At 38.1% G+C, this 24,526-nt stretch carries 24 protein-coding genes; 2 read left to right on the top strand and 22 right to left on the bottom strand.

What is annotated here, in order from left to right; translation table 11 throughout:
* Window positions 1–29 precede the first annotated feature (29 nt).
* The 19 genes from TH67_RS03685 to lpxB all read right to left on the bottom strand — a co-directional run bounded on the left by TH67_RS03685 (window position 30) and on the right by lpxB (window position 19,462).
* Window positions 30–440 carry a Fur family transcriptional regulator gene (locus tag TH67_RS03685; protein ID WP_054197019.1) on the bottom strand — a complete coding sequence of 137 codons (411 nt, stop codon included), beginning with the start codon at window positions 438–440 and terminating at the stop codon, window positions 30–32.
* A 72-nt stretch (window positions 441–512) separates the two neighbouring features.
* Window positions 513–2,339, bottom strand: coding sequence for a 1-deoxy-D-xylulose-5-phosphate synthase (gene dxs / locus TH67_RS03690; RefSeq protein WP_072594417.1), 1,827 nt, complete (start codon window positions 2,337–2,339; stop codon window positions 513–515).
* Entirely contained in the window at window positions 2,332–3,195 is an 864-nt protein-coding gene (gene fliH / locus TH67_RS03695) for a flagellar assembly protein FliH (protein ID WP_072594418.1), read from the bottom strand. The genes dxs and fliH overlap by 8 nt, the downstream gene beginning before the upstream one ends.
* Entirely contained in the window at window positions 3,192–4,223 is a 1,032-nt protein-coding gene (gene fliG, locus TH67_RS03700; protein ID WP_021091747.1) for a flagellar motor switch protein FliG, read from the bottom strand. The genes fliH and fliG overlap by 4 nt, the downstream gene beginning before the upstream one ends.
* Entirely contained in the window at window positions 4,223–5,920 is a 1,698-nt protein-coding gene (gene fliF, locus TH67_RS03705) for a flagellar basal-body MS-ring/collar protein FliF (protein ID WP_072594419.1), read from the bottom strand. The genes fliG and fliF overlap by 1 nt, the downstream gene beginning before the upstream one ends.
* 4 nt (window positions 5,921–5,924) lie before the next feature.
* A complete protein-coding gene (hisC, locus tag TH67_RS03710) occupies window positions 5,925–7,022 on the bottom strand; it encodes a histidinol-phosphate transaminase (protein ID WP_072594420.1) in 1,098 nt (365 codons plus the stop codon).
* Window positions 7,022–8,101, bottom strand: a complete 1,080-nt coding sequence (pheA, locus tag TH67_RS03715; RefSeq protein WP_072594421.1) for a prephenate dehydratase — start codon at window positions 8,099–8,101, stop codon at window positions 7,022–7,024. Before pheA ends, hisC begins: the two co-directional genes overlap by 1 nt.
* The gene (gene lysA / locus TH67_RS03720; RefSeq protein WP_072594422.1) at window positions 8,085–9,308 is read right to left on the bottom strand and encodes a diaminopimelate decarboxylase; all 1,224 of its coding nucleotides are present in this window, start codon (window positions 9,306–9,308) and stop codon (window positions 8,085–8,087) included. The genes pheA and lysA overlap by 17 nt, the downstream gene beginning before the upstream one ends.
* A gap of 55 nt (window positions 9,309–9,363) precedes the next feature.
* The gene (locus tag TH67_RS03725; RefSeq protein ID WP_072594423.1) at window positions 9,364–10,428 is read right to left on the bottom strand and encodes an LptF/LptG family permease; all 1,065 of its coding nucleotides are present in this window, start codon (window positions 10,426–10,428) and stop codon (window positions 9,364–9,366) included.
* On the bottom strand, window positions 10,425–10,973 hold the full coding sequence (gene pth / locus TH67_RS03730) for an aminoacyl-tRNA hydrolase (RefSeq protein WP_072594424.1): 549 nt from the start codon (window positions 10,971–10,973) through the stop codon (window positions 10,425–10,427). The genes TH67_RS03725 and pth overlap by 4 nt, the downstream gene beginning before the upstream one ends.
* Window positions 10,974–10,984: 11 nt before the next feature.
* Window positions 10,985–11,521 (bottom strand): 50S ribosomal protein L25/general stress protein Ctc, encoded by a 537-nt coding sequence (locus TH67_RS03735; RefSeq protein WP_021091684.1) that lies wholly within the window; start codon window positions 11,519–11,521, stop codon window positions 10,985–10,987.
* A 117-nt stretch (window positions 11,522–11,638) separates the two neighbouring features.
* On the bottom strand, window positions 11,639–12,631 hold the full coding sequence (locus tag TH67_RS03740) for a transaldolase (protein ID WP_072594425.1): 993 nt from the start codon (window positions 12,629–12,631) through the stop codon (window positions 11,639–11,641).
* Window positions 12,632–12,637: 6 nt separating this feature from the next.
* The gene (gene serB / locus TH67_RS03745) at window positions 12,638–13,264 is read right to left on the bottom strand and encodes a phosphoserine phosphatase SerB (RefSeq protein WP_072594426.1); all 627 of its coding nucleotides are present in this window, start codon (window positions 13,262–13,264) and stop codon (window positions 12,638–12,640) included.
* Window positions 13,265–13,272: 8 nt separating this feature from the next.
* Complete coding sequence (locus TH67_RS03750; protein WP_072594427.1) at window positions 13,273–13,770, bottom strand: chemotaxis protein CheW; 498 nt, start codon at window positions 13,768–13,770, stop codon at window positions 13,273–13,275.
* A gap of 9 nt (window positions 13,771–13,779) precedes the next feature.
* Complete coding sequence (locus tag TH67_RS03755; protein WP_072594428.1) at window positions 13,780–16,122, bottom strand: hybrid sensor histidine kinase/response regulator; 2,343 nt, start codon at window positions 16,120–16,122, stop codon at window positions 13,780–13,782.
* A gap of 8 nt (window positions 16,123–16,130) precedes the next feature.
* Window positions 16,131–17,084, bottom strand: a complete 954-nt coding sequence (locus TH67_RS03760) for a chemotaxis protein (RefSeq protein ID WP_021091802.1) — start codon at window positions 17,082–17,084, stop codon at window positions 16,131–16,133.
* Window positions 17,084–17,875: a UDP-2,3-diacylglucosamine diphosphatase gene (locus tag TH67_RS03765; RefSeq protein ID WP_072594429.1), complete on the bottom strand. Its 792-nt coding sequence runs from the start codon at window positions 17,873–17,875 to the stop codon at window positions 17,084–17,086. Before TH67_RS03765 ends, TH67_RS03760 begins: the two co-directional genes overlap by 1 nt.
* A gap of 63 nt (window positions 17,876–17,938) precedes the next feature.
* Window positions 17,939–18,424, bottom strand: coding sequence for a transcription elongation factor GreA (gene greA / locus TH67_RS03770; protein WP_072594430.1), 486 nt, complete (start codon window positions 18,422–18,424; stop codon window positions 17,939–17,941).
* Between the two features lie 3 nt (window positions 18,425–18,427).
* Window positions 18,428–19,462 (bottom strand): lipid-A-disaccharide synthase, encoded by a 1,035-nt coding sequence (lpxB, locus tag TH67_RS03775; RefSeq protein WP_072594431.1) that lies wholly within the window; start codon window positions 19,460–19,462, stop codon window positions 18,428–18,430.
* A gap of 101 nt (window positions 19,463–19,563) precedes the next feature.
* On the opposite strand from lpxB, the gene surE reads away from it, so the two are divergent.
* Window positions 19,564–20,340 (top strand): 5'/3'-nucleotidase SurE, encoded by a 777-nt coding sequence (gene surE / locus TH67_RS03780; RefSeq protein WP_072594432.1) that lies wholly within the window; start codon window positions 19,564–19,566, stop codon window positions 20,338–20,340.
* Window positions 20,330–20,980, top strand: a complete 651-nt coding sequence (locus TH67_RS03785) for a tRNA threonylcarbamoyladenosine dehydratase (protein WP_072594433.1) — start codon at window positions 20,330–20,332, stop codon at window positions 20,978–20,980. The genes surE and TH67_RS03785 overlap by 11 nt, the downstream gene beginning before the upstream one ends.
* A 535-nt stretch (window positions 20,981–21,515) precedes the next feature.
* On the opposite strand, the gene TH67_RS03790 is transcribed toward TH67_RS03785, so the two are convergent.
* The 3 genes from TH67_RS03790 to TH67_RS03800 all read right to left on the bottom strand — a co-directional run bounded on the left by TH67_RS03790 (window position 21,516) and on the right by TH67_RS03800 (window position 24,526).
* Complete coding sequence (locus TH67_RS03790; protein WP_072594434.1) at window positions 21,516–23,030, bottom strand: 2-isopropylmalate synthase; 1,515 nt, start codon at window positions 23,028–23,030, stop codon at window positions 21,516–21,518.
* A gap of 145 nt (window positions 23,031–23,175) precedes the next feature.
* Window positions 23,176–23,907, bottom strand: a complete 732-nt coding sequence (gene pssA, locus TH67_RS03795; protein WP_072594435.1) for a CDP-diacylglycerol--serine O-phosphatidyltransferase — start codon at window positions 23,905–23,907, stop codon at window positions 23,176–23,178.
* Complete coding sequence (locus TH67_RS03800) at window positions 23,900–24,526, bottom strand: phosphatidylserine decarboxylase (RefSeq protein WP_072594436.1); 627 nt, start codon at window positions 24,524–24,526, stop codon at window positions 23,900–23,902. Before TH67_RS03800 ends, pssA begins: the two co-directional genes overlap by 8 nt.

A 24,526-nucleotide genomic window follows, 5' to 3' on the forward strand; every position in this document is an offset into this window, starting at 1 on the left:
AATTTATGTTGCTATTTAGCAACATAAATTTATTTACAGTGTTTACAGCTTTTTACGCTAGCTACGATATTTAGACGTTCTATTATATTTCCGATCTTCTTTTCTAGTGCTTCTTGGTATTTGCCAAGCTCAGCATCATCGTAGCTCACATCCTCGACGCTTCCACAGCTTTCGCAAACTACATGAATATGTGGATATTCGTAGATGTCATATCTAGCCTTTTGATTGACGATATTTACTTCAACTACAAGACCTTCGTCTTTTAAAGTATTTAAATTTTTATAAACCGTTGCTAGAGAAACCGATGGGCTCTCTTTTAAAATTTCATCATAAAGCTCATCAATCGTTGGATGCGTGTGGCGATCAAGAATTCTTAAAACGCTAAGGCGTTGTGGCGTGACTTTTAGCCCAGATTGCTTTAATAATGATACGTATTGCATAGTGCTTTTCCTTACTTTTATTTTGGCTTATGCTAGCAAAAATAATATTAAACGTTACTTTATTAAATGATATTAATTATTTTCTAGTAAATTTTTGGTAATCTGCTCGGCACTTATACCAAGATACTTTTCGACCTCAGCAGTTGAACCATGCGGGATAAATTTATCTTCATACTCAAAGCTAATGACGCTTATATTTGAAATTTTATTTTCTTGTAAAAATGCACTTACTATCTCGCCAATACCGCCTTTTTTGGCACTATCACTAAAGATATACCACTTTTTAGTGCGTTTTGCAAGACCTAATAAAAGCTCACTATCAAGCGGCTTTGCAAAGACAAGATCAACCAATATCGTATCAAGCTTACTAGCAAGTAAATTTCTGACCAAATTTGCCTTGCCAACACCGTTACCATAGCCTAAAAATGCAATATCACTCTTTGCGTCAGCTAAAATTTCACCCTTGCCAAACTCAAGCGGTTTAGCTTCAAACTCATCTCTTAAGATAAATGCCCCACGCGGATATCTAAATGCGCTAACACCCTTGTAAGGGTAGGCAAATTCCATAACATTTTTCATGCTCTCTTCGCATCTTGGGGCAAAAAGAACCATATTTGGCACAGCATTTAAAAAGCTAATGTCAAACGCACCTTGATGCGTTTCGCCGTCCTCGCCCACTATGCCCGCCCTATCCATCGCAAAGGTGATGTTTAAATTTAAAATAGAAGCGTCGTGAATGACTTGATCATAAGCTCTTTGCATAAATGTCGAATATATCGCAACAAATGGCTTAAATCCCTCTTTTGCCATAGCTGACATCGATGTGACTGCATGTTGCTCGGCTATCGCCACATCCCAAAAGCGGTCTGGAAATTCTTGTATCAAAGCATCCATGCCAGTGCCTGTTGGCATAGCTGCTGTGACGCCTACGATATCGCTATGTTCTCTTGCCATCTTTAAAAGCTGTTCACTAAAGATCGCAGTGGCTGACTTATTTGACTGTCTTTTGATAAATTCGCCACTTTTTAGATCAAATGGCCCAACTCCGTGCCAATTTTCATAATAACCCTCGGCAAATTCATATCCTTTGCCTTTTAGCGTCTGCACATGTACTATAACTGGCTTTTTCATACTTTTAGCTGTCGCAAAGGTGCTAAGAAGCGCTGAGAGGTCGTGTCCGTCGACTGGGCCTATATATTCAAGTCCAAGCTCTTCAAAAAACATGCCTGGAGTAATTAGCCTAATACCCTCCTCCATGCGCCTGGCCATATATGCTGCAGAGTCTGGCATATAACTTAGAAATTTCTCAACTCTGCCTTTAAATTTTTGATAAAACTGCCCAGCCATCATCTGGCTTAGATACTTGCTAAGCGCGCCTATAGGCTTGCTTATACTCATCTCGTTGTCGTTTAGGATGATGACGCAAGGATATTTTCTGTCTCCCAGCTCATTTAGCGCCTCGTACGCCATTCCGCCACTTAGTGAGCCATCACCTATGACAGTTATTGGGATACGATCTTCGTTTTTAAGTTTTATCGCCTTTGCAGCACCAACTGCAAGTGAAATGGATGTCGAGCTATGACCTGCCACAAAGTAGTCAAATTTACTCTCGCTTGGCTTTGTATAGCCACTGATGCCGTTAAATTTTCTAAGCGTATCAAAGCTCTCCCAGCGTCCAGTCAGCAGCTTATGTGCATAGCTTTGGTGGCTCACATCAAAAATAAATGGATCTTTTGTCACATCAAAAATTTTATGCATCGCCACAATGATCTCAACTGCACCGATGTTTGAGCTAAGGTGACCGCCATTTTTGCTAACAGTAGCTAAAATTTTATCCCTGATGTCATGACAAAGTGCGTTTAGTTCATCAACATCTAAACTTTTAACGTCTTTATTCATTATTTACCAGCATTTTTAGTTTTTCTAGCCTTGTTTGCATAGTTGCATCGATATTGCCACCATCACTTATAATAACCACACCGCCTTTGCTTATAGCATCATCAGCGCTTATCTTGACATGTTCATTATTGCTAAATTGCTCTTTTATATATTCGCTATCTTCGGGATTTACGCGAATTTCTATATTTTTAACATTACTTAGCTCTTTTATAAGCGAGCTTGCTAGATGATGAGCGATCTGACTTGAAGAGGTTGAAATTTCTTTATCGATTACTTCTTTTGCGATTTTTATAGCAGTTTGCCCAAGCTCTTCTTCGATCTTCTTTAAAAACTCATCAAATTTAACATACTGCTCATCTAGCTTTGCAGCTGAAGCGCTAAATCTAGCCTCTAACTCATTTATCCTTGCTTCATTTGCTGCATTTGCCTGGGCGATGCCCTCATTTTTACCATCTTCTTTTGCACGAGAAATTTCAGCCTCAAGGCGTTTAGCAAATTCGCTCTCTTGGTTTTCTATTTGCATTTGAAGTTTGATGATGTTGCTGCTTAGCTCATCTGTTTTTTTAAGCAGTTCTTCGACAAAGCTTGACTCGCCTGCTTGCTGTATTTGTGGACTTTGAGCCTGAGAAGCAAAGTGGTTTTGTGAGTTTGTCTGCGTTTGGTGGCTAGCTTGAGGAATGAAATTTTCACCCTTTTGCCCAAAATTTTGCTCACTTAGCTCTTCACTAAGATTATTTTCTTCTATCAATACAGGAGCACTATCTGCAGCTCGCTCTCCAACTCCAAGTACTTTAAATCTGTAATTTTCTATAAAGTGAGCTGGAGAAGTTTCACTGGTTATTACGCTGCTTTTCATTCTATCATCTCATCTGCTTCGCCGACTTGGAACACACCTTGATCAGCTAGAGTTTGTACTGTCTCTACTATGCGTCTTTGAGCCTCTTCAACATCTTTTACACGCACCGCACCAAGATATTGCATCTCCTCTTTGAAGGCTTCTGCTGCACGCTGAGACATATTTGATAAAAATTTATCCTTTATGCCATCGCTTGAGCCTTTAAATGCGACCATAAGGTCTTTTTTATCGACATTTTTAAGAATTTCTCTAATCGCAGTTGCGTTAAGGTTGATAATATCTTCAAAGGTAAACATAAGCTCTTTAATCGTTGTTGCAAGCTTATCATCACTTTGTTCGATGCGTTCGATCGTACTTTTGCTGGCTTTTTGTCCAAGTCTATTAAGCACTTCTGCCACAGCTCTTGGACCGCCAACTTCGACTTTATAAGATGTAAGACTTTCGAGTTTACCCTCAAGTACGGTTGAAACACGCTTAATCACCGATGGGCTAATATCACCAAGATTTGCCATTCTAATGACAACTTCGCTTCTTAGCTCATCTGAGAAAAAGCTAAGCGTTTCAGCAGCGCTCGTTGAGTCCATGTGAGCTAGTATTAGTGCGATGGTTTGAGGGTGCTCTTTTATGATAAAGTCTGCAAGCTGTTGTGGTTTTATCTTATCAAGATAGCCAAAGCTTTTTGAGTTTTCCATACTTTTTGCAAGCTTGTCTAAAATTTTCTGAGCAGCCTCTGGACCAAATGTGCGGTAAAGAATTTCTTTTGCGTACTCCAAACCACCACTTCTCATATATTGATTTGACTGCATTAGCGCGTAAAATTCTTCTAGCACAGCACTTGCGACTTGCTTGTCAATGTTTTTCGCAGTTGCGATATAGCCTGAAATTTCAGTGATAACATCAACATCCATATGAGAAAATATAAGAGCAGTTGCCTCTTCGCCAAGCTGAATCAGCAAAATAGCAATCTTTTCAGGCATCGATAGATCATCATAAATCATTTTTTGCTTATCATTTAGCTTTATTGACATCAAATTTCCTTACGCATATTAAAGTCGCTGTCATTTTTTACCATATCTTGAAGTAGCATTGCTATCTCTTCATTTCTCTCTGTGATGACCGTTCTCATTTTCTCAAGTAAAACATCGTATTTTAGTTCATCTTCATTAAACTCGCCACTAAGCCCTAATTGCTCTTCGACCTTTTTACGAGCAGCTTTAAATTTCTCAAGTGTATCTTCAGCATCTACCTCAATATCTTCAAGTCCATCTTGAACTTGCTCCTCTTCTTCTTTTGTCTCTTCAAGCATCTTTTGCATAAATGGCACAATGACTTTTTTATAGAAAATATAAAGCAACAATGCTGCAAAAATATATTTTAGTAGCGGCATAAATGGCACTACATAGTTATTCACAAAGCCATCCATCTTCTCACTAGTGCTTATATCTTTGCCGGTTTTAAACTCAAAGTTATCTAAGCTTACTTCATCGCCCCTATTTTGGTTATAGCCGATTGATTGTTTGATTAAATTTGTGATTGACTCTCTTTGCTCTTTGGTAAGTGGGGCAAATTCAAGCTCGCCAGTTGGCTTGCCGTCTTTGTCTTTTTTGCTCTGATAAAGTCCGTCTATAACGACAGCCGCACTCACTCTATTTATGCTAGCAAACTGCCCTTTGATGCTTGTTACTTTCTTTGAAATTTCATAGTTTGTCTGCTGTGAGCTTTTATTGTACTGCTCTTTTAAAGTGCTGTCATCTAGCCCTTGAACAGGGCCAATGTTGCTAACCGCACCTGGTACGCCGCCCACTTCATTTGGTGCTGAGCCTTGGCGTTTTTCCTCGATGTTGCTTTCACTTCTAACAACGTTATTTGGGTCATAAACTTCACTTTTTGTATCTTTTTTGTCAAAGTCAAAGTCAATATTTACCTTTGCTACGACCTTATCTGCTCCGCCCACGATAGGAGCTAGTACATTTACGATCTTTTGCTCATAGTTATTTTCAAACTCACGTTTATAGCGTATCTGCTGAGCTATAGCGTCACTATCAAACTCACCATCTTCATCGCCAAGTGCGACGCCGTCTTGATTGACGATCTTTACATTTTCTGTGCTTAAATTTGTAACAGAGGCAGCGACAAGGTTTTTAATACCAAAAATTTGCTTTGCGTTTAGGCTAACGCCTGGCTTTAACTCAACAACGATAGAAGCTGTTGGAAGTGCTTGACGCTCAGTAAAAACGCTCTCTTTAGGGATAGCGATACGAACAGTCGCTTTTTGGATAGAAGAAAGACTCTCGATCGTTCTAGCTAATTCGCCCTCAAGCGCTCTTTGAAATTTTACTCTCTGCTCGGCATCAGTCGCTCCAAATTCTTGCTTGTCAAAAATTTCAAAACCGATCTTGCTCTCTTTTGGTATGCCAAGCGTTGCAACAGCGATACGCTCTTTATATACATCGCTAGTTGGCACCAGTATTGTGCCCTCGTTTGCTAGTTTATACTTGATGCCATCTTTGTTTAGCTGATCGACTATTAAGGCTGAGTCGCTTGGGCTGATGTTTTCAAAAAGGACGCTATATCCTGCAAAGCTATCACTTTTGCTTTTATAAAGCGTTAAAAATACCAAAAAAGCTACAACTAAGACGATCGAGCTACCTGCGACGATCTTTTGTTTTAGTGAAAGCTTTTGATAAATTTGACTTATTTGATGAAGTAATGCCTTAAAATCCATATCCCTACTTTAAAATTTGCTTTAACTCTTCAAAAACTCTATCGTTTTGCCATGCCTGACCGATGGTGATTCTCACCGCATTTAAGGCGTAGCTTTTTAGATCTCGCAAAATTATACCCTTTTTTAGCATCTTTTCGCATATCTGGCTTGATTTTGGCTCGTTAAATTTAAAAGTTATAAAATTCGTATAGCTTGGGATAAATTCTATGCCATTTTGCTTTGCAAATTCTTCATATCTCCTCATTTGCTCGAAGTTATTTTGCATAGTTTTTTGCACAAATTCATCATCATCAAGCGCTACTATCGCTGCTCTTAGGCTTGGAGTTGTGATGTTAAATGGAGCTCTTAGTTTTGAGAGAGCGCCTATGATCTCTTCATTTGCCACGCCGTATCCAACGCGCATGCCGCCAAGTGCGTAGGCTTTTGAGAAAGTGCCAAGATAGATGGCATTTTTAAATTTCACCACCTCGCTTGGCTTTATCTCTTTTTTGCTATCTTTAAATTTTGCAAATTCATTGTAGGCACAATCAAGCACAACAAGCGTATTTTCATCAACGCTTTTTATAAATTTAAAGACCTCATCTGCGTCCAAACACTCACCTAATGGGTTATTTGGCAAGCAAAGAAAAATGACAGAAATTTCATCTTTGTGCGCGTTATAAATTTCTAAAAACTCGCTCAAATTATGCTCCACACTCTTTGTGCGGTAAATTTTAGCCCCTGTTTGTTTTGCATAAATTTCATACATCGCAAATGTCACGCCAGCCATCAAAACGCCACTTTGCTTATTTGCCTTTGCGTGAAGTGCGTACTCTATGATCTGGTCGCTTCCAGAGCCGATGATTAAATTTTTGCTAGTTACGCCAAATTTTTTAGCCAACCCATCTTTTAGCTCAAAGTAGCTATCGTCTGGATAGAGATGCGCTTTTTTAGCGGCCTCTTTTAGTGCCTCCTCTACGCGTTTGCTAGTGCCAAAAGGATTTTCGTTGCTAGCTAGCTTTATCACATCTTTTGCCTCGATACCAAACTCTCTAACTACAAGCTCAATCGGCTTTCCAGCCTCGTAATTTACTAGACCATCTAAAAAGTCATTAAATTTCATTACTCTTCTCCGTTTAAATAGCTTCCAAGCCACGTTATCTCAGCGCCGCTCTCTTTTGCGAGTTCAAAGGCGTTTTGCACCTTCTCATCGTCGATATGCCCTTCAAAGTCAAGGTAAAAAATTGACTTAAATTCGCGCTGCTTTATAGGACGTGACTCAAGTTTTGTGATATTGATATTCTCATTTTTAAAGATAGAAAGCAGATCAGCAAGGCGTCCTGGACTGTGATCAGTCTTTGCTAGGATCGAAGTTTTTGAGTTTTCAACCTTGGCATTTTTAAAATCGCTTAAGATCAAAAATCTCGTTCTATTTGCCATATTATCTTCAATGGTCTCATAGACGATTGGCACGTTGTAAATTTTAGCTGCGATTTTTGAGCAAATGGCGGCTGATTCTCTATCCATAGATGCCATATATGCAGCTGCTGCGGTTGATTTGGCTGGGACAAATTCGACCTCATTTAGCATGTGATCTTCTAAAAATTTACGGCACTGGTTGTAGCCTTGCGGATGTGAGTAAATTCGCTTTATCTCTTTTAAATTTTCATTTATGCTAACAAAGCTGTGATGGATATCTACGTAGAGCTCTGCCACTATCTTTATATCATCAAATTTACTCAAACAATCAAGCGTAGCTCCAACAGCGCCTTCAGTGTTGTTTTCGATAGGCACGACGCCGTATTTTGCCTCTTTTTGAGCTAGCTTAGTAAAAACTGCCTCGATCGTAGCAAGTGGCAGATAGGCACTCATCGCACCAAATCTACTCTGAGCCGCCTGATGCGTGTAAGTGCCTTCAGGCCCTAGATAGACGATCTTTTGAGGCATCTCTAAATTTCTACTCACAGCAAAAATTTCAAGATAAATGGCCTCGATCGCAGCTTTATTTAAGGCTTTGTCTTTGCTAAGACTAGTTAAGCGGTTTATGATAGCTCGCTCGCGCTCAGGACGATATATAGGCGTCCCACTAGTTTGTTTTAGCTTACCGATCTGCTCAACAAGCTTCATTCTCTCATTTAGTTTATTTAAGATGAGATCATCGATCGCATCGATCTCTTTTCTAAGCTCATTTAGCTCTTGCATCAGCGCTCTCCAAAAATTCTCTCTCAAGTGCCACGACATCTTCAAAGCTCTCACGTCTTCTTATAAGTCTGTCTTTGCCATCAAGCACGCAAACTTCAGCGGCTCTGTTTCTTGTGTTGTAGTTTGAGCTCATGCTAAAACCATAAGCTCCAGCACCTTTTACAACGATAATATCGCCACTATCGCACTCTGGCAACTCTATATCTTTTGCTAAAAAATCGCCACTTTCACAAACTGGACCAACCACGTCGCAAACACCTAAATTTTTATCCTTGCCACAAACAAAAATTTCATGATGAGCACCATAAAGGCTTGGTCTTATAAGATCATTCATCGCGCCATCAGTGATGACAAATCTCTTTTTGCCGTTAAATTTTTCATATAAAACGCTTGCAACAAAGTAGCCAGCATTACCTACGATAAAGCGTCCTGGCTCGCATACGATAGTCACGTCTTGGCCTTTTAGTGCAGCTAAAATTCCTTGAGCATAGTCGTATAAATTTATCTCTTTTTCATCGTTATAAATGATACCGAGTCCGCCGCCAACATCGAAAAATTTGATATCTATCTCAAGTGCTCTTAGCTCTCTTAAAAGCTCGCTAACGATATTTGCAGCATCGATTATCGGGCTAAGTGATGTTAGCTGAGATCCGATGTGAAAGTGTATGCCAGTTGGCTCAAGAGAGTCTGAAACTTTAGCGTGAATGTACATTTTTTTAGCTGTTTCGGCATCAACGCCAAATTTATTTTCATTTAGCCCTGTTGAGATATATGGGTGAGTTTTTGCATCGACACCTGGATTTACCCTAATACTGATCCTTGCCTTTAAGTTTAGCCCTTTTGCGATCTTTTCAAGCCTTAAAAGTTCAGCAAAACTCTCGACATTAATGAGCAAAATTTCATTTTTCAAAGCCTCTTTTAGCTCATCATCGCTCTTGCCAACGCCACTAAAAATGATCTGATATCTCTTTGCGCCTGCTAAAAGTGCTCTTTTTACTTCGCCAATGCTAACACAATCAAATCCAGCTCCAAGGTCGGCTAGAAATTTCAAAACACTTAGATTTGAGTTTGCTTTCACCGCATAACAAATGAGAGATTTTCTAGCAAAAAATGCATTCTTTAGTGCTTCATAGCGGTTTTTTATGTGGTTAAAATCATAAATGTAAAGTGGGGTTTTGTATCTACGTGCAAGCTCTTTAAAATCCATAAAATAGCCTTTATTAAAATGGCTTGATTTTACAAAAAGCTTGCCAAAATTTGGCTTAACGATGCGATTTTATGAGATAAATGGCGTATACAAAAAGTAAAATAACTGGCAAAACTATGCCGATTTCTGGCAAGATCACGGAAGTTTGTGCAAATTTTGCAAGAATAAAGAGCAGTCCCCAAACGACAAGAGTTATCACAACAAAAATAAAAGTCGAAAGCGCAAGATTAAAAAATCTACCAGTTACAGGCAAATGATAGTAAAAAATGAGCAACAAAAATGGTGCAAAAAATGGTGCAATAGCAAGGTTGTAAAAAGCTGTTTTTGCACTATCAAGACCGATGCCTTCATTCTTAAATGTCTTTATAAAATTTATCGCATCAGGTATGTTAAATTTTGAGTTTTCAACACTAACAGCGCTTTCAATACTCTTTGGCTTAAAGCCTTTTAATGCATCTAAGTTCTCGCTTTGTATCTTATTAAAACCGACTTCACCAAGCTCTAAAATTTGCGGCAAAAGAGTTTGATTAACATCTTTTAAAATCCACTCATTGTCTTTAAAATTAGCATGATTTGCAAATGTAGTTGAGAGTAAATTTGTGCCATTTATCTCAAAAATTCTAACATCATTTGCTATTTGATTAACAGAATCTAGCTCCTTTATATAGATAAATTTGCCTTCAAATTTTAAAAATGAATCGGTCGTACTTTTTGAGAAAGCTGTATTTTTAGCGATACTTTTTTGATAGTCGTGTGCATAGGCAAATGGAGTAAAATTTAAGCCAACATAAAAAATAGTTACAAAAAGTGCAATAAAAAATGGTGGAAAAATTAAGCTATTTTTACTAATGCCAAGCGCATAAAAACTGATTAGCTCGTTTGATCTGACCATATTTACATGTAAAATAATGAGTGCAAAAATGAGCGAAAGTGGTAAAACATAGCCAATAGCGCTAAGCGATGTAAGCCCAACATAAAGGAGCTGAAGGTTTGCAGATGGCGGCAGATCTTTTAAATTTGTAAGCAGATCAATGCCAACATAAAATAGCTCAAGCGCTAAAAACACGATAAGAAAAGATTTTATATAGACCCAGCCAACGTATCTGGCGTATAGTTTCATTTGATAAGACCTTTTTTTATCGTAAATTTTTGCGAGATTTCGTTGATGTCGCTCTTTAGTAGCTCGCAAACTGCATTTTTTGTGTAGGTCAAAATTTCATCTAAAGCCTTTTTTTCCTCATCACTAAACTCTCCAAGGACAAAATTTTTAGCATCACCAAGGTGTCCAATGCCAACACGCACCCTTTCGTAGTCGTTGCCTATTAGTCCATCGATCGATTTTATACCGTTATGGCCGCCGCTACTGCCGCCTTTTTTAAATTTAACTGCACCAAAACTAAGATCAAGGTCATCGTGTATTACGATTATTCTATCTGGTTTATAAAAATCTTTGACCGCTTTTACACTTTGTCCCGAGAGGTTCATAAAGGTTGTTGGTTTTAGTAAGATAATGTCATTGAATTTAAAAACTTCGCCTTGAAATTTAGCTGAGCTAACATCTTTGTAATTTGAGTCTTTTAGGAGATCTATAAGCATAAAGCCTATATTATGTCTAGTGTTTTCGTATTTGGAGCCAGGATTTCCCAGCCCCGCTATTAGTGTCACAAAAGCCCTTTTTATTTAGCTTTAATAACTCCAAGTACCGCAACACGGTCAGCGTCTACAATAGTAACGCCTTTAGGAGCTGTGATATCACGAACCAAAATAGTATCGTCAATGTCAAGTTTACTTACATCAACGTCAAATGAATTTGGTAAATTTTCAGCTGTGCATTTTACGCAAAGACGTCTTTTTGATTGGATCAAAACGCCCTTATTTTTAAGACCAATAGGTGTTCCAACTGGCTTAACTGGGATCATATATTTTGACAAAACGCCAGGAAGTGCTACTTTTAGATCTACGTGTTTAAGATCGCTCGTAACAACATCTCTTTGGTAATCAACAATAACGACATTATAAACTTTTCCGCCTACTTTTACATCAAAAGCAAGGCTCTCTTTTTTGCGTGCTTCTTTAATAAAGTCATTTACTTTAAAAGCAGCTGCAACATTCTCTAATCCCTTGCCATAAATGTTGGCGATTAGATAACCATCTCTTCTCAAAGCCTTTGCAGACTTCTTACCGATACTCTCTCTAACGATTCCTTCTAACATCGTTTTCCTTTCATAAAAAATAGGTGCTGATTTTATCCAATGCTTTATAAATTTCACATAAAGCTTATTTAAAAATGATCGCTTTTACTGTTTGTGTATTAGCTTAGGCTTCTTTGTTTAAAGTGATTTCATAATATCATCAAATGCTGATACAAACTGCTTTAAACCATCGCTTAATAAATCTTTATAAACGACATTTATATCTATATCATTATTTTTTATAATCTGAAAAAAGCTTGAGATATTTTCTTTACTAGGCACATTTTTTGCCTCTGCTTTTTCTTTTATAAATTCTTTTATCGTCTCTATTGGTGCTGTATTTATAGAATTTTTATACATTAGCTCTCTAACGTAATAATCCCCTCTTAAATCGCCGCCTTTTACACCTGTACTTGCAAAAAGTGTTCTTACATTTTCTAGTCCAAAATCTTCAATCAGGTGGTATATATTTGCAGCATTCATTATGCCGATTTGTCCCGTTGGCAAGCTCTTTGCAGCCATAACTTCATCAAGCTTTCTATCAAATCTACTTACAAAAACACTTATCACACCTTTTGGCATAGTAGTATCTATAAAGCGACTTGTATAAGCCTTACTACCTTCTTTAAATGCTTCAAGACAGTTTTTAGCCTGATCTGGTGAAAATATAAGCGTAGCATTTACACTAATTCCCCTTGCCATAAGTGCGCTCATCGCCTCATAACCATCTTTTGTAGCTGGAATTTTTATCATAACATTTGGCATTGATATTAGATTATAAAGCCTGATACCTTCTTCTATCGTTGCGGCTGTATCATCACTTAAATTTGGATCAACCTCAATGCTTACAAAGCCATCATCGCCATTTGCATAATTTTTTAACATTTTACATGCGGCGATTTTTATATCTTGAGTAGCCAAAATTTCATAAAGATCTTTTGGGTGGCGTTTATTGCTAGTTTCTATGATCTTTTTATAAGCAGGTGAAGCAAATGCTGTTTTAAAAATAGCTGGGTTGCTTGTAGCGCCGTTTATAATATTATTTTCCAATAAAGAGTTAAATTCACTTTGTAAAAAATTTCTCTCTATAAAATCACACCAAAGAGAGAATTTAGCTTCGTTGTCATACATTAATTTCTACCTTATAAATTTTAAAATTTCACGCAAGTCTTTAACATCAACACAATGTGTCGCTTCTTTTTTTAAGATATCTTTTGCACAAAATGCAATGCTAAGATCACACTTTCTAAACATCGATATGTCATTGGCCCCGTCCCCAACGCACATTATCTCGTCCTTGCCTAAATTTAATAGTCCACATAAGCGGTCAATCATATCTCCTTTTGAACTACTAAACATCATTTCTCCGCCAACTTCGCCTGTTAAAATTCCATCTTTGTGGTGCAAAATATTTGCAAAATTTGCATCAAAATTAAGTTTTTTTTGCATTACATCGGTTGCATTGTGAAATCCACCGCTAAAAACCACAACTTTGATACCTTTTTGCTTTAAAGCTTCTATTAGCTCGCCAGCTCCTGGTATTATGGGTAAATTTTTGCAAATTTCATTTACTTTTAAAAGCGGCAATCCTTTTAAAAATTTTACTCTTTTTGTAAGACTTTCAAAAAAATCAAGCTCACCGTTCATTGAACGCTTAGTTATATTAGCTACTTCTTCACTAGCATTATTAGCGGCGGCGAGAATATCTATCGTCTCGCCGTCCATTATTGTAGAGTCAAAGTCAAAAACACAAAGTTTTATCAAGCTATACCCTAAAAATCACGTTTTAAAAGACTTTCGACCTTTAAGATCGTAAGGATATTTTGGTCGCGCTTTCCGATACCATAAATCATGCCTTTGTCTTTTACTAAAGTCTCTGGTGGCGGATCGATCCTGTTGCGGTCTATTCTAATAGCCTCCGTCAAGCGGTCTATCACAAAGCCAGCGATATTATCAGCATCTTTCATAACGATATATCTTGTGCTTGGGCTTTGTTTTGTGACATTTAGTGAAAAACGCTTACGCAAATCAATAAGAGGAATAACATTTCCACGTAGGTTAAACACGCCAAGAACGTAATCAGGTACACTAGGAACACGTGTATATTCAATAGGTTTGATTATCTCTTGGATATTTAAAATAGGTATTGCGTACTCTTCCTCACCGACAACAAATCCTACTAGCTGAACTATATCCTCATTATTTTTTAACTCAGGACCATTCATTTGCTGTTTTTGTTTGCTTAAAACTTGATTTAGTTTATTGTTCATCCCTTACCCCTAAGCTAATTTTATATTCTTTCTAACGACGTTTTCTAAGTACTCGGCTGAATATGGTTTTGTAATATACTCAGTCATTCCAACTTCTACACCACGCAATCTATCTGTTTTTGACGTCCTTGATGTAACAGCAATAAGCGGTAAATTTCTATACTTAGAGTATTTTCTAATTTCGCCAGCCAGTGTATATCCATCCATTCTTGGCATCTCAATATCTATCAAGATCGCATCAAAAGAGTGCTCTCCGGATTTTACGATATTTAGTGCCTCAACACCATTTGTAGCTTCTATTATTGTTACCCCAGTTGGTTCAAGTGCTTTTTGCATGATAGTTCTATCCATTTTTGAGTCATCAACTATCAAGACTTTATAATCGCTTGGTTTTTCCTTTGCTTTTGTGCTATCTTCTATTTCGGCTCTAATGTCTACCTTGATATCTTTTGCCATCTCCATCATAGCACCAACATCAATAATCAATGTTACACGGCCATCACCTCTAATAGTCGCACCGGCAATACCTGGGATATTTTGTAAATAATCGCCCATTGATTTAATAACAATCTCTTCTTGTCCAACCAAAGTATCGACGATAATACCTAGTTTTGCTTCAGCAACACCGATTATTACGACATAAGTTTGATCTCCACCATCAAATGCCTTTTCTACACCAAATACATCAGAGAGTCTAACAAGAGACAAGACTTCATCTCTTAGCCTTAGTACATTTTTGCCATCGATCGTGTAGATATCATCAATCGGCACGCGAACAGTTTCAAGAACGCTAGCAAGTGGAATGGCATAAAATTCTTCTTGCGTTCCAACAAGTAACGACTGAATAATCGCAAGCGTGAGTGGAATTTTAAGCTTCATAACCGTGCCTTTTCCAACTTCACTTTCAATATCAATGATGCCATTTAGCTTTTCAATATTTGTCTTAACAACGTCCATGCCAACGCCACGACCAGATACGTTTGTAACCTTTGCCGCAGTTGAAAACCCTGGTCTAAAGATAAGGCCAAATGCCTCTTTTTCGCTCATCGCATCAGCTTCGCGTTCAGTGATGATGCCTTTTTCTATCGATTTAGATTTAAGCATGTCAGCATCTAAGCCTTTACCATCATCAACTATCTCAACAACGATATGATTACCTTCATTGTAAGCTTTTAGTTGAACAAGGCCTTTTTCTGGTTTACCTGCTGCCTTTCTTGTCTCAGGATCCTCGATACCGTGATCGCATGAATTTCTGATGATGTGAACTAATGGATCGCCGATCTCTTCTACGATTGACTTATCAAGCTCAGTCTCTTCACCTGAAATTTCAAGATCGATTTGCTTGCCAAGATCGCGGCTAAGATCGCGTATCATACGTGGGAATTTATTAAAGACTTTTGCTATTGGTAGCATTCTTGTCTTCATAACTGCAAGCTGAATGTCAGTCGTAACTAGACTTAGGCTTGAGACTACTTGATTTAGCTCTTCAAGAAATTTCTCACCCTCATATCTCTCTTCCACGTCATCATAAATTTTTAATAAGCGGTTTTTACCAAGAACAAGCTCACCGATTAGATTCATTAAGTGGTCAAGTCTTTTTACCTCAACACGTATAGTTTGTTCCTGTGCTACTGCACCGCTGCTTGCTGCTGGGACCTTTTTATCTCCGTCTTTTTCTTTACTCTCTGCTTTTGCAGCTGGAGCTGAAGTACTACTTGCAGCCGGAGCTATCTCACTAGGAGATTTTGGAGCTATACCTTTTGAAGCACGCCTTGCTTGATCCTCAGCCTTTCTAACCTTTAAGAGTCTTTCTATCTCTGCTTCTACTTCAGAGTCGCTTAGCTTTGAAAGCTCAGCATCACTTATCTCTGGTGCTTCTTCGGCAGGCGCGGCTGGCTCTGGCTCTGGTGTTGGCTCAGCTACCGGTGTGGTAGGAGCTTCAGGAGCTGCTGCTGGAGCTTCGCCTTCAGAAATTTGAGTAAGTCTTGCGCAAATGTTTTTAATATCAATGCCAGCAGCTGTATCATTTCCATGATCTCTAATGCTGCTTAACAAGCCTTTCATCATATCAACTGACTCAAGAACTACGTCCATAATGTCTGGAGTGATCTTTAGCTCGCCTTTTCTAGCTTTATTTAAAACATCCTCCATATGGTGAGTAAGCTCTGTTAAAACATCAAAATTTAAAAAGCTTGAGCTACCTTTTACTGTGTGAGCAACGCGGAAAATTCTATTTAATAATTCCAAATCTTCAGGGTTTGACTCAAGCTCAACAAGGTCATGATCTATCTGCTCAATAAGTTCGAAAGCCTCTATTAAAAAGTCTTCCATTATTTCTTTCATATCATCCATGTTTCACCTCATTTTGCAGATTTAGAATGTGCTTCAATAACTTTTAGCACTTCTTGATAAAATATACTCGCATCAAATTTCGTAAGATACGCCGCACCACCAGCTTCTTTGCTCTTGATTTCACTAAAATCATTACTCAATGAGGAGTTAAATACTATTGGTACTTCTTTAAATCTTTCATCGTTTTTAAGAGTTGAAGCAAAGCGGTAGCCATCCATCTGTGGCATTTCAATATCACTTAAGATAACTCTAAGCTCTCTTGATAGGTTATCTCCGTATCTTTGATAAAGCTCTTCCATTCTCTCTAAGCCCTCAACGCCGTTTTTAGCCTCTACTACGCTAAGTCCCATCTTCTCAAGTGCGTCTTTTACCAGTTTTCTAGCAGTCGAGCTATCATCCAAAACCAAAGCAGCACCTTTTAATTTTTGATCGTCTGTTACATCAAATTCGATCTTTGGTGAGTAAATTCCAAGCTCTTCTACTATGCTTTCAAGATCAAGGATAAGTAAAACTTCATCATTTTCTATTCTTGTCACGCCTGTTATTTTGCCTTTGTCTAAAGCGCCAGAACCTGAAGCAAAATTTGCTGGCTCGATATCTTTCCAGCTTATACGCCTGATCCTTTTTGCCTCATGGACGATAAAACCGATCAAAATACCGCTAAACTCAGCAATAATAACACGTGGCTTTATAACTACGCCTTCAGTTGGCTCGATAATATTCATCCATCTTGCCAAATTTATGACAGGGATCACCACGCCCCTTAAATCAAAAATTCCCTCGATATACTCAGGAACGCCTGGAAGCTCTGTAAGATTTGGCATCTTAATGATCTCCCGCACCTTTGCGACATTGACTCCGTATATTCCTTCATATACTTTGTTTTCGGTCTTTTTAAAGATACGAAAATCAACAAGTTCCATCTCGTTTGAGTCCGTTTTTAGTACGTTATCTCCAAACATCAATGTCCTTTCAAACTCATTTTGAGCAAATTTAACTTTTGCTGGGCGTATTCTACAACAAAATAACTTTGCTCACATGCAAAACAAGGTAAATTTATATAAAACTTATCATAAATATTAAATTGCTCGCCTTGATGATAGTGTCCTTCTATCACGATATTAGCCTCATATCCTTGCAAATGCTTACTCATTAGCTCCTTAAAATTAGGAATTTTATAGTCTAAATTTTTCTTAGTAAGTTTGGCTAGTATTGCTTTTGATATTTTAAAATGTAAAAATTTATCCAATGTATTCATAAATTTTAAAAACCATTTTACGCGCAAAAATCTAAGTGCATATTTATCTATAAAAGGTAAAAATATATCACCATGTGCGATCTGAACGCGCTCTTCATTGATCGTCTTAAAATTTGCTGGCTGATCGTAAATATCATAAACTCTAACACTTTTATAGCGCAGCATCTCGTGCCCATCCCAAATTTCTCTTGTTTTATTAAATAAATTTGAAAGCCTAAAATCGTGATTGCCCTCGAAGTAAAAAATTTCCACCTTTTGTGAAATTTTATTTATAAGGCTTAAGTGCTCGGCGTAAAATTCTCTTGTATATTCGCCTTCACCAGTTAAAAAATCAAACATATCGCCAAGCAAGAAAATCTGTGGCGGCTCTTTGATCTCCCCGCTATCAATGGCTCTTAAAAATTTTAAAAAGCCATTTCGGTTTACGTTTTCATGCGCATCAGCTAAAAAGATCGCACCTTCTTTTATAACGGGGGCATATAGATATTCACTCAAATTTTGCCTTAATTAAAAATTAGCAGAGCCAAAAAGTAGTTTTTGGCTCTTTGTCTCATCTTTTTAGTCAAATTTTATAGGCTTATAGCAAATTTTTACGATCTCAACGTCGCTTCTACCTTTTGGTAAATTTAGCACCACTTCATCACCTTCGGCCTTACCCAAAAGCTGCTTTGCAAGAGGTGAGTTTATCGAGATATAGCCTTTATCGATGTCGCTTTCACTAATGCCAACTATCGTATATGTATGCTCTATTTCGGTCTCTTCGTCCATTATCGTCACACTCGAGCCAAACCTAACTCTATCGTGCTCATAGCTACTTGGATCGATCACTTCAGCGTTTGCTAGAAGTGCGCTAAGCTCAGCGATCCTAGCGTCTATAAAGGCTTGCTTCTCTTTTGCAGCGTGGTACTCGGCGTTTTCTTTTAGGTCGCCGTGACTTCTTGCGATATCTATCTCAGTTACGATTTGAGGGCGCTGTACTAGCCTTAGATCCTTTAGCTCAGCTTCTATCTTCTCATATCCATGCATTGTCATTGGTTCACTCATTTTTTACTCCATATTCTTTAAAATTTTTACTACATTTTTACTGCTGCCATGCCCTAAATAAGCCCTTAGTTCATCACAGCCTTTTAAGAATTTCTGCCTGTCGCAGTCCTCATAAGCCCTTAGCAAATTTTCAGCCGTTGCAAACTCTTGGATAAACTCCTCATGAAGTGGCTCTTTGCCCATGAAGTCAAACATTATATTTGCAAGTCCTGCATGCTTGATCTTTACAAATTTCCTAGCGATGAAAACGTCTATCGCTTTTGCCTTATATGCTAGCACAAATGGCGTACCAATAAGTGCTGCTTCAAGAGTAGCCGTACCTGAGCAAACAAAGGCAAAGTCGCTCTCATACAAGGCTTCAGGCGTGTTTGAAACGATCTCAAAATCGCTAACATCCCCATAAATTTCATCCACTTTTTCAAGCAAAAATGGCGGCACAACAAGCAGTCTTTTTGCTTCTATCTTTTTAGCAAGCTCTCTATAAACTGGCATCAGTCTTGAAATCTCTGACCTTCTTGATCCCGGTAAAAACGCCACTTTGCCGCTGCTACTTAGGCTAGTTTTTTTAAGCTTTATCTCATCCATCAAAGGATGTCCCACGTAGGTCGATCGGCTATAAAATTTGGCATCAAATGGCAAGATCGAAGCTAGGTTGTCACAGTACCTCTCAACCACGCTCACTCTTTTTGGCTTCCATGCCCAAACTTGAGGCAAGATGTAATATGTCACGGCTGCTTTTGTGCCAGACTCTTTTATCGCTTTTGCAAGAGGTAAGTTAAAAGCTGGGCTGTCTATTAAAAGCACGGCATCAGCATCTTTTGCCATCTGGCTCATCACCTTCATCGCTTTTTTGGCTTTAAAGATGAGCGGCAAAACCTCGACAAAGCCCATCGCTGAAAATTCGCTACTTTTCATATATGGCGTGCCAAGCTCTTCGCTAAAAATTCCCATAAGCTCAAATTCGCCCTCGAAATTTTTCAAAATTTCTTTTAAATGCAAATTTGCCGATGGCTCAAGAGCGGAGACTAAAATTTTCATTTACACACTTTCATCATGTCTTTTTTAGGGGCATTATACGCAAAAATTCTTTAAAATTTTAAGAAAGCTGTGATAAAATCCAAGCCTCTAAAGGATAAAATTTGAAAGAAATTTTGATAACAAATGACGATGGATTTGAAGCGACTGGCTTGCTTGCTTTAAAAGAAGCTTTAAGCGAGCTAGATGGCGTAAATGTCACGATCGTAGCTCCAAGCTCTGAAAAATCAGCCTGCGCTCACTCTTTGACGCTCACAAGGCCACTTAGATTTATAAAACTTGATGATAACTTTTTTAAACTCGATGACGCAACGCCTAGCGACTGCGTCTATCTCGCACTTCACGCACTTTATAACAAAAAGCCAGATCTAGTGATAAGTGGTATAAATCACGGAGCAAATTTAGGCGAAGACATCACCTATTCTGGCACGTGCGGAGCTGCCATGGAGGGGGTTTTGCAAGGCATTAGAAGTATCGCCTTTTCGCAGTTTTATGCAAACAACTCGCTAAATGAACTTGGCTTTGAGCTAGCAAAAGAAGTGGTGAAATTTATCGTACCAAAGGTGCTAGAGGGTGAAATTTTACTAAATCAAAGAGAATTTCTAAATGTAAATATCCCGGCTGTAACTAGCAAAAATTTTAAAGGCTACTCCGTAGTACCAGCTGGCAAACGCACCTACGCTACGCATGCTACGCTTAATCGCAACCCAAGAGGCATCGAGTACTACTGGCTTGGAAACGCTGCGCTTGAATACGAAAAAGGCGAGCCAAGCGACATCAGCAAGGTAAATGAGGGCTTTGCCACGATAACGCCCATAAAACTAAATATGACTTCGTATGAAAGTTTGGAGGGCTTAAAGGGGAAATTTGATGCAAAATGATAGATTTACAAGGATAAGATGGCTCTTTGGTGAGGATGGTTTTAGCAAGCTTCAAAGCGCAAAAGTGCTAGTTTGCGGAGCTGGAGGCGTTGGTGGGATGTGCGTGGATGCGCTTGCTAGAAGCGGGGTTGGACACATCACTTTAATCGATAAAGACATCTTTGACATAACAAACCAAAATCGCCAAATTTACAGCGAAAATGTAGGCGGCGTAAAGGTGGAGGAGTTTGCCAAAATTTATCCTTGCATCACGCCTATACAGACGCTGGTCACGCCAGAATTTATTGCTGGTTTTGACTTTAGTAAATTTGACGTGGTGATCGATGCAATCGATGATATCACTGCCAAGATCGCCCTTGCAAATGCGGTAGATCCTAGCAAATTTATAGCCTCGATGGGTGGGGCAAAAAGGGTTGATCCAACCAAGATAAAGGTGGCTAGCGTATGGAAAACATCGATCGATCCGCTAGCTAGAAAATATAGATATGAGCTCAAAAAATCAGGCTTTAGCGGTAAATTTGACGTGGTCTTTTCGACAGAAGAGCCACTTTGCAAGCCACTTGGAAGCTTCATGGGTGTAACTGCTTGCTTTGGACTAAATTTAGCTTCACTAGCTGTTAAAAAGATAGTTGGGCAGTAAGTCAAACATTTATTATCCGAGCAAAATTTCAAATTAAAGCTGGCATTTTTTGGATATAAATTTAGTAGTCTGCTAAGGCGAGTGTGTAATATTTTAAAATTTACAAAATGGCTTGATTAAATTTTCATTTTTTTATTCGAAAGGAAGGCAAGTGGACTTAATTTTTACTTCTCAGACTCGCAACTGCGTGGTAGACGCGAAGTCCATCCCCTTGTCCCCCTCCTTTTTTTAAGAAATCCTCCAAATCCCTCGCACATTCAAGGGGCATGCGCTAGTACTTCGCACTGCATGCGGTCTAAACTCTATAAAATTTTAAAAATTTACGAGCGAGTATATCACGCTTCTAAATTTAGTGGCGAATGTTTATGAGCCCTAAAATTAGTAAGTTGCTAAGGTGAGTGAGTAAGATTTTAAAATTTGTAAAGATAGTAAAATCTATTTTTTTTTAAATAAAGACTTTGAATTTTAAAAATTTATATAGTTTTTGGATTAAATTTAAAATAGCCAGCTGTAAATTTAGCAGCCGGCTAAAATTTTAGTTTTTATGTATGCGAATGTAGCTATTTAGTGCGCCAACATAGGCTTTTGCGCTTGCCATCATAGTATCTATGTCAAGTCCATGGCCTATTACAGCCGTTTTGCCCTCAAACTCGACCTTTACATCAACCTTAGCAAGTGCGTCTTTACCTTGGGAAACAGATGCCACTTTATAGTCTTTTAGTGTGCCACTAATGCCACTAATACGATCAACTACCTTGAATATCGCATCTGCTGTGCCATTACCAAGAGCTGAGTCACTGATGATCTCATCATTGTGTTTTATGCTAATTGAAGCACTTGCAAGGCTTCCGCCACTACTTTGAAGAAGAGCCGTGATCTCATAAGCTTGTGGAATTTTTGTAATCTCTTCAGCCACAAGAGCCCTAATATCGTCATCAAATATCTCTTTTTTCTTATCAGCTAGCTCTTTAAATTTTTCAAATGCCTTATTAAGAGCATCGCTATCAAGGTCAAATCCAAGGCTAGCAAGCTTATCTTTAAATGCGTGACGACCACTATGCTTACCTAGAACGAGAGAATTTTTCTCAAGGCCTATGCTCTCAGCGCTAATTATTTCATAGGTCTCTTTGTGTTTTAGCACGCCGTCTTGATGTATGCCACTCTCATGAGCAAATGCGTTTTTACCAACGATAGCTTTGTTTGGTTGAGGCTCAATGCCTATAATACTAGCGATCAGTCTTGAAGTTGGATAAATTTCTTTTGAAATAATATCTGTATAAAGTGGAGCAAAGACGTCTTGGCGAGTTTTAATAGCCATCACGATCTCTTCAAGCGCAGCATTTCCGGCGCGCTCACCTATGCCATTTATCGTACCTTCGACCTGCCTTGCACCAGCTTTTATGGCCGCTAATGAATTTGCTGTAGCCATGCCTAAGTCATTGTGATTATGCACAGAGATTATCGCTCTATCGCCTACAAATTTTACTATTTCACTAATGCGAGCAGTTATCTCTTCAGGATATAAATAACCAACTGTATCAGGGATATTTAAAGTTTTTGCACCCGCATTTATGGCAGCATCACAAATTTCTTTTAAAAAGCTCATTTCGCTTCTACAAGCGTCCTCGCAGCTAAACTCCACATCATCGCAAAAGGTTTTTGCGTATTTTATAGACTCGACTGCACGTTTTATTACTTCATCTGGGCTCATTTTTAGCTTGTACTCCATATGAATTGGACTTGTCGCTATAAATGTATGAATTCTCTTATTTTTAGCTGGAGCCAATGCCTCGCCAGCTGCCTTAATATCACGCTCAACTGCGCGTGCAAGAGAGCAAACCGTGATATTTGAGGCTTGCTTTGCTATTTGGTTTACCGCATCAAAATCCCCTGGGCTTGCTGCTGCAAATCCAGCCTCCATAACATCCACACCAAGCCTTTCAAGCTGAAGTGCGATCTGTAGTTTTTCAGCTGTATTCATCGATGCACCAGGGCTTTGCTCACCATCTCTTAAAGTCGTATCAAAGATTATAATTTTATTCTTATCCATTTTTGTCCTTTTTTGTTTTTTATATTTAAATTTTAAATTTGATGAGTTAAGTAAAGAGAAATTTGCTACCTAAGTAGCAGCAGTAGAGAGTTTTTGATTTCGATTTTTGGTAAAAATTTACGTGATTTTATGACGCCATTTTCGCTCATTCGCTCTCCTTTTTTTTAGAATTTTTACTAAACATTATAGTGGCTCTTACTATACCATAAAGCATATAGACGCTCATAACCAAAGTCGCACTTTCAAATGGATATAAATAAAGCATCGAAAACGCAACTACAAGAGCTACTAAAATTCTTATCACGTGGGTTTGTTTTAAATTTATTTTTTTAAAGCTTGGATAGCGGATGTTGCTAACCATTAAAGCTGCCAAAGTAGCTTCAAGTAGCATCAAGCACCACTCAAATCCTTCTAAAAATGTATAGTCTATATAAATACCAACCCAAAGTACGCTCACAATAGCTGCTGATGGTATAGGAAGCCCAATAAAAACATTTGGCTCATATGTACCAGTAGTGACATTGAAGCGAGCAAGCCTAATAGCTCCAAAAACCACGAACATAGCAGCTATAAGTGCTCCGAATCTGCCAAAATTTTTACCAATAGTCAAATAAAATAAAATCGCTGGCGCTACACCAAAAGCAACAAGATCTGCAAGACTATCAAACTCTACCCCAAATTTGCTAGTTGTCTTTGTAAGTCTGGCCACACGCCCATCAAGTCCATCTAAAATAAGCGATAAGATTATATAAATAATGGCTTTAAAATAGTTGCCTTGAATAGATGAAATAATACTAATAACACCCAAAAAAGCACTAGCTGCTGTAAATAAATTTGGCAAGATATACATTAGTTGCATCTTTTGTATGTTATTCATCTCTTTTTCCCTCTTCAAAATATCCCAAAAGTGAAGCAGCCTTTACGCTTTCTCCAACGCTTACACATATTTTAGTATCTCTTGGTAAGTATAAAATCACCTCACCACTTCCTAAAAAACCAAATTTTCTGGATGCTTTTAGGCTAGTAACATTTGAAATTTCAAAACTTCGGCTGAAAGCTCCAGCTATAATTTTCATAACAAATTTTATATTTTCTTTTTCAAAGCGAATAATAGCTCTTTCATTTAAAAATTCTGAAATTTTCATAGCCTGACATAAGAATAAACCATGTCTTTTTCGTATTTCAGCTACTTTTACATCACTTACAGCCCTTAATGTACCAACATCAAAAAAAGATTTTTTTATGACGATCTTAGCTACTTCATTATTGTCAAAATTTGAAGCACTGATCTCTTTTATCTTGCCATCAATCGGCGATAGTAAAGCCAATTTATCATCAGAAAATGGCTCTCTCTCAGGATCTCTAAAAAAATAAAGACCCAAAAAAAGTAAAATAGCAAAAAGTAGTGGCAAGATCCCAAACAGCAAAGATAAAACAAATAAAATTAAAAAAAATAATATAAATTTATATCCTGCTTTCGCGATATAGCCACTCAT

Source organism: Campylobacter concisus (assembly GCF_001891085.1).
Classification (GTDB): Bacteria; Campylobacterota; Campylobacteria; order Campylobacterales; family Campylobacteraceae; genus Campylobacter_A; species Campylobacter_A concisus_O.